Origin of the sequence: Tissierella pigra (assembly GCF_009695605.1) — a bacterium.
GTDB classification, from domain to species: Bacteria; Bacillota; Clostridia; order Tissierellales; family Tissierellaceae; genus Tissierella; species Tissierella pigra.
The window spans coordinates 12257-27420 of sequence record NZ_VUNQ01000051.1; the positions used below are offsets into that span (position 1 = coordinate 12257).

At 32.3% G+C, this 15164-nt stretch carries 15 protein-coding genes; 4 read left to right on the plus strand and 11 right to left on the minus strand.

Features of this window, described 5'->3' with window-relative positions; translation table 11 throughout:
• Positions 1–75: 75 nt before the first annotated feature.
• The 5 genes from FYJ83_RS16430 to FYJ83_RS16450 form a co-directional block, all read right to left on the minus strand.
• Positions 76–1344: a Glu/Leu/Phe/Val family dehydrogenase gene (locus FYJ83_RS16430; protein WP_154442405.1), complete on the minus strand. Its 1269-nt coding sequence runs from the start codon at positions 1342–1344 to the stop codon at positions 76–78.
• Between the two features lie 216 nt (positions 1345–1560).
• A complete protein-coding gene (locus tag FYJ83_RS16435; RefSeq protein ID WP_154442407.1) occupies positions 1561–2781 on the minus strand; it encodes an electron transfer flavoprotein subunit alpha in 1221 nt (406 codons plus the stop codon).
• A gap of 28 nt (positions 2782–2809) precedes the next feature.
• The gene (locus tag FYJ83_RS16440) at positions 2810–3601 is read right to left on the minus strand and encodes an electron transfer flavoprotein subunit beta/FixA family protein (RefSeq protein WP_154442409.1); all 792 of its coding nucleotides are present in this window, start codon (positions 3599–3601) and stop codon (positions 2810–2812) included.
• A gap of 18 nt (positions 3602–3619) precedes the next feature.
• Positions 3620–4759 (minus strand): acyl-CoA dehydrogenase, encoded by a 1140-nt coding sequence (locus FYJ83_RS16445; protein ID WP_154442411.1) that lies wholly within the window; start codon positions 4757–4759, stop codon positions 3620–3622.
• A 148-nt stretch (positions 4760–4907) separates the two neighbouring features.
• A complete protein-coding gene (locus FYJ83_RS16450) occupies positions 4908–5546 on the minus strand; it encodes a redox-sensing transcriptional repressor Rex (protein ID WP_154442413.1) in 639 nt (212 codons plus the stop codon).
• Positions 5547–5678: 132 nt separating this feature from the next.
• Between FYJ83_RS16450 and FYJ83_RS16455 the strand changes: the two genes are divergently transcribed.
• Positions 5679–5891, plus strand: coding sequence for a hypothetical protein (locus FYJ83_RS16455; protein ID WP_154442415.1), 213 nt, complete (start codon positions 5679–5681; stop codon positions 5889–5891).
• A gap of 33 nt (positions 5892–5924) precedes the next feature.
• Here FYJ83_RS16455 and FYJ83_RS20500 read toward each other — a convergent pair whose 3' ends face one another.
• Complete coding sequence (locus FYJ83_RS20500; RefSeq protein WP_326828363.1) at positions 5925–6206, minus strand: CC/Se motif family (seleno)protein; 282 nt, start codon at positions 6204–6206, stop codon at positions 5925–5927.
• A gap of 121 nt (positions 6207–6327) precedes the next feature.
• On the opposite strand from FYJ83_RS20500, the gene FYJ83_RS16460 reads away from it, so the two are divergent.
• Positions 6328–8241: an ABC-F family ATP-binding cassette domain-containing protein gene (locus FYJ83_RS16460; RefSeq protein WP_154442417.1), complete on the plus strand. Its 1914-nt coding sequence runs from the start codon at positions 6328–6330 to the stop codon at positions 8239–8241.
• Positions 8242–8402: 161 nt separating this feature from the next.
• Here the strand turns inward: FYJ83_RS16460 and tsaD are convergent, their stop codons facing one another.
• Genes tsaD through tsaE form a run of 4 tightly spaced genes read right to left on the minus strand, consistent with a single transcriptional unit; the run spans position 8403 to position 11023 of the window.
• Positions 8403–9410: a tRNA (adenosine(37)-N6)-threonylcarbamoyltransferase complex transferase subunit TsaD gene (gene tsaD / locus FYJ83_RS16465; RefSeq protein WP_195838035.1), complete on the minus strand. Its 1008-nt coding sequence runs from the start codon at positions 9408–9410 to the stop codon at positions 8403–8405.
• A gap of 16 nt (positions 9411–9426) precedes the next feature.
• Positions 9427–9870: a ribosomal protein S18-alanine N-acetyltransferase gene (rimI, locus tag FYJ83_RS19735; RefSeq protein ID WP_195838036.1), complete on the minus strand. Its 444-nt coding sequence runs from the start codon at positions 9868–9870 to the stop codon at positions 9427–9429.
• Positions 9870–10568 (minus strand): tRNA (adenosine(37)-N6)-threonylcarbamoyltransferase complex dimerization subunit type 1 TsaB, encoded by a 699-nt coding sequence (gene tsaB / locus FYJ83_RS16470; protein WP_154442419.1) that lies wholly within the window; start codon positions 10566–10568, stop codon positions 9870–9872. Before tsaB ends, rimI begins: the two co-directional genes overlap by 1 nt.
• The gene (gene tsaE / locus FYJ83_RS16475) at positions 10565–11023 is read right to left on the minus strand and encodes a tRNA (adenosine(37)-N6)-threonylcarbamoyltransferase complex ATPase subunit type 1 TsaE (RefSeq protein ID WP_154442421.1); all 459 of its coding nucleotides are present in this window, start codon (positions 11021–11023) and stop codon (positions 10565–10567) included. Before tsaE ends, tsaB begins: the two co-directional genes overlap by 4 nt.
• A gap of 276 nt (positions 11024–11299) precedes the next feature.
• Here tsaE and FYJ83_RS16480 point away from each other — a divergent pair, with 276 nt between their 5' ends.
• The gene (locus tag FYJ83_RS16480) at positions 11300–12370 is read left to right on the plus strand and encodes a uroporphyrinogen decarboxylase family protein (RefSeq protein ID WP_216585602.1); all 1071 of its coding nucleotides are present in this window, start codon (positions 11300–11302) and stop codon (positions 12368–12370) included.
• Between the two features lie 15 nt (positions 12371–12385).
• Complete coding sequence (locus FYJ83_RS16485; protein WP_216585603.1) at positions 12386–13714, plus strand: Na+/H+ antiporter NhaC family protein; 1329 nt, start codon at positions 12386–12388, stop codon at positions 13712–13714.
• 296 nt (positions 13715–14010) lie between these two features.
• Here FYJ83_RS16485 and FYJ83_RS16490 read toward each other — a convergent pair whose 3' ends face one another.
• Positions 14011–15051 carry a sensor histidine kinase gene (locus FYJ83_RS16490; RefSeq protein WP_229768627.1) on the minus strand — a complete coding sequence of 347 codons (1041 nt, stop codon included), beginning with the start codon at positions 15049–15051 and terminating at the stop codon, positions 14011–14013.
• Positions 15052–15164 lie beyond the last annotated feature (113 nt).

Consider the following 15164-nt stretch of genomic DNA (forward strand, 5'->3'; position numbering starts at 1 on the left):
ACTGTTAATTCAATTTTATTCTACCCTTTTTTGCAATAAAAAAACTGGCCTAGGCCAGTTTTTTATTGTATGGTATTAGTACCATCCTCTTAACTTCATTACTTCAGCAACTTTCTTAACTGAAATCATATAAGCTGCTTCTCTTATTGTTACATTATATTCATTTTTAAGTTTCCATATTTCGTTAAACGCTTTAACCATTTCAATTTCTTGTTTCTCTTCTACTTCTTTCTCTGACCAGTAGTATCCTTGAAGATTTTGTGCCCATTCAAAGTAAGAAACTGTAACTCCACCAGCATTTGTTAATATGTCTGGAGTAACTGTAATTCCTCTTTCTTTTAAGATAACGTCTGCACCTGGAGTAATAGGTCCATTAGCAGCTTCACAGATTAACTTAGTTTTTACTATTTTTGCTACATCTTCTGTAATAGCATTTTCTAAAGCAGCTGGAATCAGCATATCTACTTCAAGACTCCAGAACTCATCTAAGGAAATCATTTTTGCCTTTGGATAATCTACTAAATTTCTATGCTCATTGAAATAAGCTTCCATTTCATAGAAATCTAATCCATCTTCATTATATAATGCATAAGTTCCAACAGATGGTGCCCACTCAGCTATTGCAACAATTTTAGCACCTTGTCTTTGAACATTTTTAACTGTATATCTACCAACATTTCCGAATCCTTGGATAGCAACTGTTGATTTAGCCATATCTATACCTAATTCTCTAGCTGCTTCTCTAGCTATAACTGCAACTCCAAATCCTGTTGCTTCGTTTCTTCCTTCAGATCCACCCCATGCAACTGGTTTTCCAGTAAGTACTCCTATATTCATGTTATCGTTGTTTAATTTAATGTATTCATCTACCATCCAAGCCATTACTTGTCCGTTAGATCCTACGTCTGGAGCTGGAACATCTATTTTTTCTCCTAAATATTTGTGAAGACCTTGTACATATCCTCTAGATAATCTTTCTAACTCTCCTTGTGATAATTGAAGAGGATCAACAGTTATTCCACCTTTACCTCCACCATAAGGAACTCCCATAACTCCACATTTAAAAGTCATCCAAATTGATAAAGCCTTAACTTCATCTGGGTTAACCCCTGGATGGAATCTAATTCCACCTTTAGCAGGTCCTATAGCTGTATTATGTGATGATCTATATCCTTTAAATACTTTTACTGAGCCATCATCCATTTTAACAGGAATTGAAATCTCAATAATTCTTTGTGGTTCTTTAAGTAATTCATATACTGCCGGTTCTAGACCTAATGCATCACAAGCGTGTTTAACTTGTAACTGAGCACTTTCTAATGGGTTTAGATTTTCTTTTGACATTATACAAAACCTCCCTTTATTTTAATTGGTGAATTTTTTCACCAATAGATTATCTTTCCAATGAAATTATAACATATTGATTTCACAAGTTCAATATACCTAATTATTAATTGTTAATTTAAAATTATAAATTGAAAGAATGAATTCTAATTCAAGTCAAGATGACAGTAAAACTGTCAATTTCAATTGAAATTAAGGATACTATTTAAAAATTCTTTATCCTCTATTTAAAGCCTCTACTATATCATCTACATTGTCCAGCGACTCTATAAGAAGTGGTAATATTTCATAAACATCTCCAATAATACCATAGTCTGCAATTTTAAATATAGGTGCATCTTTGTCTTTATTTATGGCAACTATTACCTTAGATTCCTGCATACCTGCCAAGTGCTGAATTGCTCCTGAAATACCACAAGCAATGTAAAGAGAAGGTCTAACGGTTTTACCTGTTTGTCCTACTTGATGTCCATGCTCTATCCATCCAGCATCAACCGTAGCACGAGAAGCTCCTACTACTCCACCTAGTTTCTTTGCTAAATCTTCAATTAACTTAAATCCTTCTGGATTTCCTAATCCTCTACCACCTGATACTATTATTTTAGAATCTTCAAGTTGTACTTCTGCCTTTCCGCCTTTAACTACTTCTACAACTTTAGCTCTAATATCGGAATCCTTTAGTTCTGGAATAAATTTAATTATGTTGCCCTGTCTTTTTTCATCATATTTTGCCTTTTCCATTACTCCTGGTCTAACTGTTGACATTTGAGGTCTATGATCTGGACAAATAATAGTTGCCATTAAGTTTCCACCAAAGGCTGGACGAGTCTGCATAAGCCTTCTATTTTCTAAATCAACATCTAATTTTGTACAATCGGCAGTAAGACCTGTGTGAACTCTAGCAGATATTCTAGGTCCTAAATCTCTACCTATATTTGTAGCACCTATTAACATAATTTCAGGTTTTCTTTCTTTAATTAAGTCATAAATTACTGAAGTATATCCATCAGTTGTATATACATCCAATAGCTCATGATCTCCGTATAAAACTTCATCTGCTCCATATTTAACTAATTTTTCAGCTAAATTATCTATATCTTTACCTAATAATACGGCAGTCAAAGGAACTTTTAATTCATCAGCTATTTTTCTTCCTTCTCCTACTAATTCTATAGACACATTAAGTAGTTCCTTATCTCTTTGCTCTGCAAATACCCAAACTCCTCTATATTCATCTACGTTTACGCCACCAGCTCTATATTTGTTTTCTTCTTTTTCTATTGCATCTACTGGACAAGCTTCTATACATTGTCCGCAAGCCGTACACTTATCATTTATTTTAGCCTTTTTATCTACCATATTTATGGCATCAAAAGGACATACTCTAACGCATTTTCCACAGCCAATACATTTTAATTCTATAACTTTAACAGCCATTTGACTTCCTCCTTTATCAGATGATATATTAAATAAGATGTTTTTCTTTTAATCTCAATACTAAGGACTCAACTGCTTCTCTTCCGCTTCCCTGTAATATTTCTCCTTCACCTGATCTTCCTGGTGGTGTAAATGATTTATTTACCTGAGTAGGAGAACCGTTTAGCCCTAAATTATCAAAATCAGCTTCCACATCTTTTGCTGATAAAACCTTAACATTGTCACTACTATAGGCATTGTAAATACCTTTAATAGAAGGGTACCTTGGTTCATTTAACTCTTTTATAGCTGTTAAAAGTACAGGCATTTTAGATTCTACAACAAAATGTCCGTCTTCCAATGCTCTTTTGGCTATAACCTTATCTCCTTCAATTTTTAGTTCTTCAACATAAGTAATTTGAGGTAAATTTAAATGTTCTGCTATTTGAGGTCCAACCTGTGCTGTATCACCATCTATTGCCTGTCTACCACAGAATATAATACTATAGTCTCCAATTTTTTTGATACCTGCTGCAAGGGCAGTAGATGTAGCCCAAGTATCAGAACCAGCAAAGGCTCTATCACTTAAAAGTATAGCTTCATCTGCTCCCATGGCTAAAGTTTCCCTAAGGGCAACATCAGCCTGAGGAGGTCCCATACTTAAAACTATTACTTTTACATTTTCCATTTTATCTTTAATCTTTAAAGCTTCTTCTAAAGCATTTCTATCATCTGGATTTATAATACTTGGTACTCCTTCACGAATAAGAGTTCCACGTACTGGATCTATTCTAACTTCATTAGTATCTGGTACTTGTTTTATACATACAATAATATTCATATCCTAACCTCCCCAGTTCTATTTCAGTACAGCGGCTGATATAACCATTTGTTGTACTTGTGATGTACCTTCATATATTTCAGTAATTTTAGCATCTCTCATCATTCTCTCTATTGGATAATCCTTTGTATATCCATATCCACCAAATAATTGAACACATTTAGTAGTTACATTCATAGCACATTGTGCTGCAAATAGTTTAGCCATAGCCGCTTCTTTACTATAAGGTAAATTATTGGCTTTGTTATAAGCTGCTCTATATACAAGGAGTCTAGCTGCATCGATTTCAGTTGCCATATCCGCTACCATCCATTGAAGTCCTTGGAATTTAGATATAGACCTGCCAAATTGCTGTCTTTCTTTTATATATTTAACAGTTTCATCTAAAGCACCTGAGGCTATTCCTAAAGCTTGAGCCGCTATACCTATTCTACCACCATCTAAAGTAGACATAGCAATTTTAAATCCTTCTCCTTCTTTACCTAGTAGATTTTCCTTAGGTACTTTACAATTTTGGAATATTAGCTCGGCAGTTGCAGATGCCCTGATACCCATTTTTTCTTCTATTTTTCCGATGCTAAAACCAGGGAAGTCTTTTTCAACTATAAATGCAGATATCCCCCTAGTGCCTTTACTTTTATCAGTCATAGCAAATATTATATATGTATCTGACTGCCCACCATTTGTTATAAATATCTTTGAACCATTTAAAATATAATTATCACCATCTAAGATAGCAGTAGTTTGTTGTCCTGCTGCATCAGTTCCAGCATTAGGTTCTGTTAATCCAAAAGCCCCTAAATGCTCTCCCTTTGCCAATGGAATTAAATATTTTTGTTTTTGCTCTTCTGTACCATATTTATATATAGGCCAGCATCCTAAAGATGTATGAGCTGAACATATAACTCCTGTGGTACCACAGGCCTTTGATAATTCTTCTACAGCTATAGCATAAGATAATTCGTCTCCCCCTGCACCACCATATTCTACTGGAAAAGGTATGCCTAACATATTATATTTAGCCATTTTTTCTACAGTTTCTATTGGAAATCTTTCTGTTTCATCAATCTCAGCCGCAATGGGTTTTACCTCTTTTTCTGTGAATTCTTTCATTACATTTCTTACCATTTGTTGCGCTTTAGTTAAATTGAAATCCATATATTATTTCCCTCCCTAATATATTAGCTGTATCTCTCTTTTTATTATAATCCATTTAATATTTAATTTCTACTAATATTGTTAAATTTTTATCCTTTTTTTACATAAAAAAAGGCAATCCTTAAAGATTAGCCTTTTGTCTGTTATATTAATGTATATGTTTTTGTTTCAAGAAATATGAAAGTGCAAATAGTGATTCATTTAAACGAACGTTTTCCACTATTATATTATCAGGCACATTTAAGTCTGTGGGAGCAAAGTTCCAAATCCCTTTTACTTCTGCCTTAACAAATATATCTGCTATATCTTGAGCATATGCCTTGGGAGTAGTAATTATCCCTATATCTACATTATTTTCTTTTATAAATTCAACCATATAATCAACATCTTTTATTTCAATTTCTCTAATTTTTAAACCTATTAACTTAGGATTCTTATCAAAAAGAGACAATACCTTAAATCCTGCATCCTCAAATCCTTTATAATTTGCAATTGCTTGACCTAAGTTTCCTGCACCTGCTATTACTGCTTTATATATAGTATCTAGCCCTAGTATTTTTCCTAGTTCTCCATGAAGTTCTTCTACATTATATCCATAACCCTGTTGTCCAAATCCTCCAAAGTTGTTTAAATCCTGTCTTATTTGAGAAGCTGTAAATCCAGTCATTTTACTTAACTCTTGAGATGAAATTCTATTAATGCCTTTATCTATTAATTCTCCTAAGTATCTATAGTACTTTGGTAATCTTCTTATGACTGTTATGGAAACTTTACTATATTTGTCCATTATCTCACCACCTAATAATATTTTACAGATAATTATATCATCATGATATTAATATGTCAATTTTCAAAAAATATATTTTTTTGAATATTTAGTCATATTTTTGACACACTAGTACTGAAAGGAGTGATTGACATGGCAAGCAAGGAACAACTGCGAAAAGTAGCATTGTATTGCAATGAATATGACCCATCGAGAAACGAGCTTATTGATTCTGCTCGAACTTATGAGGATAAATATGAGAACTGTGTCAATTGTAACCATTATAATAAAGAAGGAAGATGTACATTAAATCTAATTGATCCCATACTATCTTCCATGGCAATGGATTTGAATTTAAAATCTTAAAATACTCCTGTTTCTAGGAGTATTTTTTATATATCATAGACTTATACCATCTACAGTCAGGGATTTTATCCATAAGATTTTACTAAGGTCAATTTTCAACTCATCATTTCTCACTATTAAATTTGGAGCAAGATATACTTCTATACCTTCTATATCATACATACGAAACTTACTTTCACTATTTGGTTTTCCTATCTTAACAGATGGTTCATATCTTGCACATCATCCTCCTCCTACTTGTACTGAACTAATTTGTATAGAGCCAGATTTAAGCTTTATATACTCCTTTGCTTTATTACTTATATATATATCCATATCTTCACCTTTTCTTTCAACATTTATTTGCTTATTATACCATAGAGGGGTATTAAATACAATGGAAATGAGTCTCCTTTTTTGATACAATATACATATTACAACTATAGGAGGAAATATTATGTTAGTCCTTTCATGTAGCAATTTAACTAAAACCTATATAATAGATACTATTTTAGATAATCTTAGTTTTACTGTAGAAGATGGAGATAAAATCGGGGTAATCGGACTAAACGGTTCAGGAAAAACTACTCTTTTTAATATATTAAATGGAGAAATACCACAGGACAGTGGAGAAATATATATTCAGAAAAGCGTACAAATTGGGTATTTAAAGCAACATACCAGTATAGAAAGTAACAAAACTGTATTTAATGAATGTTTAGAAGTTTTTCTTCCTCTAATAGAAATGGAAGAAAGTTTAAGAAACCTTGAACATGAAATATCCTTAGAAGGTTCTAGGGGAGAAAGTGAAAAATTAAGTACCTTAATGGAACAATATGCAAATTTATCTGAGAAATTTTTATCTCTAAATGGATATGGATTTAAGTCAGAAATTAAAGGAACGCTTAAAGGTCTAGGATTTAAAGATGAAGACTTAGATAAAGAAGTCAATGTTCTAAGTGGTGGACAAAAGTCTCGTCTATCTTTAGCTAAATTACTTTTAGAAAAACCCGATATACTGTTACTGGACGAGCCTACTAACCACTTAGATATAGATGCTATTGATTGGCTAGAAAAGTTTTTAAAGGACTATAAAGGTGCTGCTTTAATTATATCCCATGATAGGTACTTTTTAGACAGAGTCGTAAATAGGATATTTCATATAGAACATCTAAAGCTAAATGTCTACAATACAAATTATACTAACTTTATGGCTAGAAGAAAAAAGGATTTAGAAATATATCAAAAACATTTTGAAGACCAACAAAAGGAAATAAAAAGACAGGAAGAAATAATTCGAAGATTTAAAGCCTATGGTGGTGAAAGATACCATGGTCTTGCTGAAAGTAGGCAAAAGATGTTAGATAAAATGAAATTGCTAGACAAGCCTATGGGAGAACAGCAAAAATCTAGAATTAAATTTGAACCTAAAGTTAAGTCTGGAAGAGATGTATTAAGAGTTGAAGGATTAGAAAAATCCTTTGGAGATTTTAAACTTCTAAGGGATATAAACTTCAATATCTATAGGGGAGAAAAAGTAGGGCTTATTGGAGCTAATGGTATAGGAAAAACTACTTTATTTAAAATAATCTTAGGTGAATTGTCTAAAGATGGCGGAGAAATAACTTTAGGCCATCACGTTGAAAAAGGCTATTTTGACCAAGAAATGACCAAGCTTAACTTAAATAAAACCATTATGGATGAGATTTGGGATGAAAATCCAACCTTTGACCACTATAAAGTAAGAAGTATTCTTAGTCAATTTATGTTCATAGGTGATGATATATTTAAACAGGTTTCAGATTTAAGTGGTGGAGAAAAAGGTAGATTATCTCTATTGAAGCTGATGTTATCCCAAGCCAACTTCCTACTAATGGACGAACCTACCAACCATTTAGACATAGACTCTAAAGAGGTATTGGAAGAAGCCATAATTAACTATGAAGGTACATTATTTGTCATCTCCCATGATAGGTATTTCTTAAATAAAGTAACAGATAAAATCTTAGAATTGACTAAGGAAGGTATAAAAGAATATATTGGAAATTATGACTATTATTTGGAAAAGAAAAACGAGATATTATACGAAGAAGATGAAGAAGACGGAAAAACAAAGACTCAAATAAAACTAGAAAAAAGAAAAGAAAAAGAATTATTAAAAGAAGAAAAAGTCAAAAGAAGAGAAATAAAAGCCTTAGAAGAGAAAATATCTAATCAAGAATCTAAGTTAGAAGAATTAGATAATATTCTTTGTGATTCTTCCATATATGACAAACCAGAAAAAGTTGTCGAATTAACTAAGGAAAGGGAGAATTTACAAATGGAACTAGACAACCTTTATAATCAATGGATTTTGTTGACAGAAGAATAATTCCACAGATAATTCACATGTTATACACAGTACCCACAACCTTATCCACAGTACAAGGTCTATATTTTAAGGTTTTCTACATTTTTTCCACATTGTCCACATATTTACATAATAAATTATGTTTTTATATGTGGACAAAATGTGGAGATAATTGTTATTTTTTATCCTTTTAAGTCTAAGTTAGGTATAACATTGAGATGAATATCTGATTTATTTCCGTTCTTGTAATTAAAATATGCAGCTGCACCAATCATAGCAGCATTATCTGTACATAAAATTCTTGATGGATATAGGATTTCTATATTTTCCATTTTTCCCCTTTCCTCCATCATAGTCCTTAAACCTTGGTTAGCAGCTACACCACCTGCCATTACTATTTTTTTAGAATTTCTTTCCTTTGCCAATCTAAAAGACTTATCCACAAGTACATCTAATACCGATTGTTGGAAAGATGCTGCCACATCTTCTACTACTATTTCTTCACCTTTTTGCTGCTTTTGATTCAAATAGTTTAGCACTGCCGTTTTTAATCCACTGAAACTAAAATCATAAGACTTTGGCTCTAACATAACCCTTGGAAATTCTACGGATTCTTTATTTCCACTTTCAGCTAGTTTATCTATAATTGGTCCTCCAGGATATGGAAGTCCCAATGCCCTAGCCACTTTATCGAAGGCCTCACCTGCTGCATCATCTCTCGTTCTTCCTACTAATTCATAGTCCGTATACCCATTTACTTGAACTAAATAAGTATGTCCCCCTGACACTATAAGGCAGGTAAAGGGAGGTTCTAAATCCTTATGTTCAATATAGTTTGCACATACATGACCTTCAATATGATTCACTCCAATAATAGGTATGTCTAATCCATAGGCCAATGCCTTAGCTGTAGATATTCCTATAAGCAATGCTCCAACTAATCCCGGTCCTTTAGTTACCCCTATTAAATCTATATCCTGAAAACTAACTTTCGCTTCGTCTATTGCTTCTTGAACTATATTATTTATACTTTCTATATGTTTTCTTGAAGCTATTTCTGGTACTACTCCACCAAATTTCCTATGAATATCTATTTGAGAAGATATTATATTGGATAAAACCTCTCTGCCATCTTTAATAACAGCAACTGAGGTTTCATCACAGGAAGTCTCTATGGCTAATGTCAACATAACAAACACCTCTTAACTATAATTTTTTCCACATAATAAGTGCGTCTTCATTATCATCTTGATAATACTTTGGTCTAATTCCCGATTCCACAAAACCATATTTCTTATATAAATTCTTTGCTACAGTATTAGATACTCTGACCTCTAAAGTCATTCCATTAATATCCAACTTGGTACAAAGAAAAATAAGACCTTCAACTAAGGCATTTCCTACACCTAATCCTCTATAATTGCTTTTTACTGCTATGTTGGTTATATGTCCTTCGTCTATTATAAGCCATATACCACCATATCCTACTATGGTTTCGTCTATTTCAGCTACAATATATTTTGCCAATTGATTTTTAGTTATTTCCATTAAAAATGCTTCCCTAGTCCATGGAGTAGTAAAAGCATCTTTTTCTATTTCCATTACATCATCTAAATCACTTTCTCTCATATTTCGGATAACAATATCCATTATCTTCCTTCCCTTTCTTTCAATTCTCTTTGAGCCTGAGACTCCCTTAAATATTCAGGAACTAATGTATAGAAGTCATCAATTTTCCCCTCATTATACTTCTTTAGTGCTAACTCTCCTATACTAGTGGCCCTACAAAAGTTTTGACCATTAGTTGAAAACTGTACCTTTTTTCCTAATTTCTCTTTAATTATATCCCTATGAAGAAGTCCTCCATCTCCATTTACTATTAATCTATCGTATTTCCCAAGAACATCTAAAAGATCATTTATATCTAATACATCTGGCTCCATTACAGTCTTTATATTACTTTCTTCCCATGTATATATTCCTGTATAAACCCTATCTCTTCTTGCATCTATCATTGGCACAATAATTTCATTATAAGGAAGATTAAAAGCTAATCCTTCCAGTGTAGATACACCTACTACAGGTTTATTAAATAAATGTGCAAAAGCTTTTATTGTTGCTACTCCAATTCTAAGTCCCGTAAAAGAACCAGGCCCTAGTGCAACTCCATAAAGATCAATATCACTTACATTTAACCCTAAACTATCTAATAATTCCTTAACCATTGGAACCAATTTTTCCGAATGAGTCTCCTCTTGATTTAAAGAATACTCTCCTAATATTCTATTTTCATCTAATACTGCGCAAGTTGCCATCATAGTTGATGTGTCTAAAGCTAATATTTTCAATTCTTTTCCAACTCCTTAGTTATTTCTACATATCTATTACCATAACCTGTAATGATTATCCTTCTTTCATCTATATCTTTACCCTTTTCTATATTAAGTACTATTCTTTCTTTAGGTAATAGTTTTTCTATTTTTTCTGCCCACTCTATGATGGAAATTCCATTTCCATAAAAATACTCGTCAAAACCTAAATCATAAAGTTCATCTACATTTTCAAGTCTATATACATCAAAATGGTACACTGGAATTCTTCCTGTATATTCATTGATTAAGGCAAAAGTAGGACTAGTAATATAGTCTGTAACTCCAAGTCCTAAACCTATAGATTTAGTTAAAGTAGTTTTACCTGCACCTAAATCTCCATTAAGACACAAAATATCACCTGTTTTTAAAAGATTACCTAATTTCATCCCGAATTCTTCAGTCTCTTTCAATCCATTTAATTTTATTTCCAAAAATATCAACCTTTCAAATATATTGCTAATATTATATTATAGCATAAATCAATCTACAATACATATACAATGGTTATTTATAGCATATTTGTTACTATTTATAGTGGTTAGGAAAAATCATACTACTATTAAAAATATCAATGATAATAATCTCCACTATCAAATAGTTTGATTGTTATAATTTTCTCATTGGCTATATAATGTTTATGGATTATATTTGCAAATTAATTCCAATACTTAATTTATATTAAATAAAATTAAAGAAAGGAGATTCAAGTGAGAAAAGAAAAGATGACCCCAAGAGAAAGAATGGATGCCTTCGCTAAAGGGCAGGAAATCGATCGCGTAATCTGTGTGCCAGATATGGGTGCAACTATGACACCTTTCATAGGTGTAAAAACAAGTGATTACTATCATTCAGCAGAACTTATGGCAGAGTTGGAAATAGCTTTATTTGAAAGACTTCGTCATGATAGTGTAGGTATATCTACAAGTCTTAGAGGTGTAGCAGAAGCTATGGGGGCTAAAGTAGCCTATCCCGACCATAGTATTTCTTATTTAGTAGAGCCTGCTATTAAATCTATAGACGAAATAGAATCTCTTAAAATTGTAGACCCTCTAAAGGATGGAATCTTACCAATCTTGCTTAAAGCTATAAAGCTTACAAGAGATGCACTTATAGATAAAGTAGATGTTGGTGCTTCCATGTCTGGACCCTTTAGTGTTGCTGCCTCTGTAGTAGGAACAGAAAATCTGCTTAAATGGATGATTAAATACCCTGAAAGAGTTCATACACTAATGGATATAGTGGCTGAATGTAATAACAGATATATAGAAGAAGTTGCTAAGCTAGGAGTATCCATAGGATTTGCAGACCCAGTATCATCTACAAGCCTCATAAGTCCAAAACAATTTAGAGAGTTTTCCCTACCTGCTCTTCAAAAAAACATTAAAAAAATTAAAGAAAAAACAGGAAGTGCTCCAGGCATCCATATATGTGGAACAAGTAAAGAAATTTGGGAAGATGTAGTAAATGCTGGAGTTTCTAATTTCAGTATAGACAATGTGGAAAATTTAGAAGAAGCTAAAGAGATGATTGGAGATAGAGTCACTATTACAGGTAATGTTCCTCCTGTTGATGTAATCTATGCAGGAAATAGGGAAACTATTTTTAAATCAGTTAAGGAATGTGTCAGAAAAGGTTATGATTCAAAAAAAGGATATATTTTAAGTACAGGCTGTCAAATCCCAATGAATACTCCACTTGAAAATATTGAATTATTCATGGAAGCAGGGAATTATTATGGAAAATACCCAATAGATTTAGGACTATTAACAAATGATTAATTAGGAGGATTTAAAGTGGAAAAATTAAATGAAAAAAAAGGTAACGGAGTGGCTTTATTACCCTTTCTTATTTTTGTATTTGTATATTTGATTTCAGGAATTATACTACAGATTCAAGGAGTTGAAATGGCATTTTATCAATTCCCAGCTCCCGTTGCAGCAATTATAGGAATAATATTTTCTTTTATCTTAACAAAAGGTTCGTTAGATGAAAAATTTGATATATTTATCAAAGGTTGTGGAGATGATAATATAATAATCATGTGTATTATATATTTATTAGCAGGGGCTTTTTCTGCTGTTTCTAGTGCTATGGGTGGTGTTGATTCTGCTGTAAATTTAGGTCTGACTTTAATACCAGCTAAATATATTACAGTAGGAATATTTGTAATATCTGCATTTATTTCCGTTTCAACAGGAACATCAGTAGGTACTGTAGTAGCTCTAGGCCCTATTGCTGTTCAACTAGTGGAAAAGGGTGGTTTAAATCTACCTCTAGTATTAGGTGCATTAGTAGGTGGCTCTATGTTTGGAGACAATCTATCTATTATATCCGATACGACTATAGCTGCCACAAGAACTCAAGGAGTATCTATGAAAGACAAATTTAGAGCAAATTTAGGATTTGCATTGCCTGCAGCTTTAGTTACGGCTATTCTTTTATTAATCTTTGGTAAACCAGTAAATATTCCTGAAGCTCAAGAATATACTTTTAATATAATTAAAATTCTTCCATATATATTTGTTCTAGTAGCCTCCATAGCTGGAATGAATGTATTTGTAGTTTTAACTGGAGGTGTTATTATATCCGGTGCCATAGGACTAGGTTATGGAGACTTTAAAGTATTACAATTTGTACAAGAAATATATTCAGGCTTTACAGGGATGTTTGATATTTTCTTATTATCTTTATTAACGGGTGGACTAGCAAATATGGTATCTAGTGGGGGAGGACTGGATTGGCTACTATATAAAATAAATAAAAAAATAAAAGGCAGAAAATCTGCTGAATTAGGTATAAGTGCATTAGTATCCCTTACAGATATGGCTACAGCTAATAACACAGTTTCTATAATTATAAATGGACAAATAGCAAAAGAAATATCTACAGAACATAATATAGACCCAAGAAAAACAGCCTCACTTTTAGATACATTCTCATGTATAATACAAGGTATAATACCCTATGGTGCTCAATTATTAATAGCTGGAAGTTTTACCAGTGGATTAGTAAGCCCTGTACAACTAGTACCCTATATATGGTATTGTTTCGTATTGGCTATATTTGCCATAATATCCATATTGACTCCTTTTGGAAATGGATATTTAAGAAGGAATTCTTAATACTATTAAGATAACCTACATAGAAAGTATTCCCTATATAATATAAAGGGTCAATGCTTCTATGTAGGTTATTCATTTTTGAAACTATATAAATTCACTAGTTATTTTTTTGAGAAAAATACTTATTAATTAAATATCAAAATATATCTTTATACATCACATATGTTTCACTTCTCTAGACTTCGGATACGGGTAATACCATATAGACTGTCTTCTAATTTTACTGTAATATATTCTTGATTATTTAATATAGTCTTTCTTCTTAAAACACCTTCCCAAAGCTTCATCAACATTGACTAAAAAGAAACATGAATAATTAAGCTCTCTCCCGTTGACATGGCATGAATCTCAAATCCATGTGCTTCTAAAATGTCCTTTGCAATGGAAAGTCCCAGTCCCGAACCGTGAAAGACTCCTTCTTCTTCAATTCGATAAAAAGGCATAAAAATTCGTTCAGTATCTGAATCTGACATCCCTAGGTAATCGTTTTCGATTTGGATGCCATTTCCTTTTTCACTGGTACGAATTCGGATTTTTCCACCAGGCTTCGTATATTGAATAGCATTTTTCAGTATGTTCTGAAAAGCTCGAGCCAAATCTTCTTGGTAAGCTTTTAAAAAAATCTGTTCTTCCAGTTCAATTTGAAAATCTAGATTTTTCTTTTGAATTTCTGGATAAAACATTCCCTGCACCTGATAAAGAAGTTCCATACACTCTACAGACTCCCTGGGAGATGTATTCTTCTCTTGAAATTTTGCTGCATTTAATAATTGGTCAATATATTTTCGCATAACCTCAGTTTTTTCTAAAATAATACTCAAATACTTTTCTTTCTCTTGCGATGATAAGCTCTCGTCTTTTTCCGAAAGATAGTTTGCATAGCCAGAGATGGAAGTCAAAGGATTTCGAAGGTCATGAGCAAGATAGGACATAACTTGATAATAACGATGAAGATATTCTTCATTTTCCTTTGCTGCAAGCTCTTTCTCTTGAATCAGCTGTCGAACCTCTTCCTCCACTTCTTCGTATGCCTTTTCCACGTTTCCTCTTTGACCTGTTCCGATTTCACGAATCAATTCATGAATCCGAAATATTACATTATCCTGAATTTCAAGTTTCTTATACATAGCAATTCCATTTCCGAAAAAAAAACAAAATGTGAAAATTCCATAAATCAATAAAAATAAAACCGATTTTACTTTTCCCCAAAAAACTAATTTTATCCAAAACTCTCGATTATATCCTGATTCCACTCCGAAAAGTTCTGCTATAGCTTCTTTAAAGTTATGACTATAAGTAGTTCCAGTAATCAGTAGATTTATGAATGTATTTGTCAACTGAAAAGTGTACCATATAATAATCGAAAACTGTACCACTTGGTAATGTAAACTAATTGGTTTCTTCTAACCATTCCCTAGTTTCTTTAATCCTATAAGAATCACCATTCATA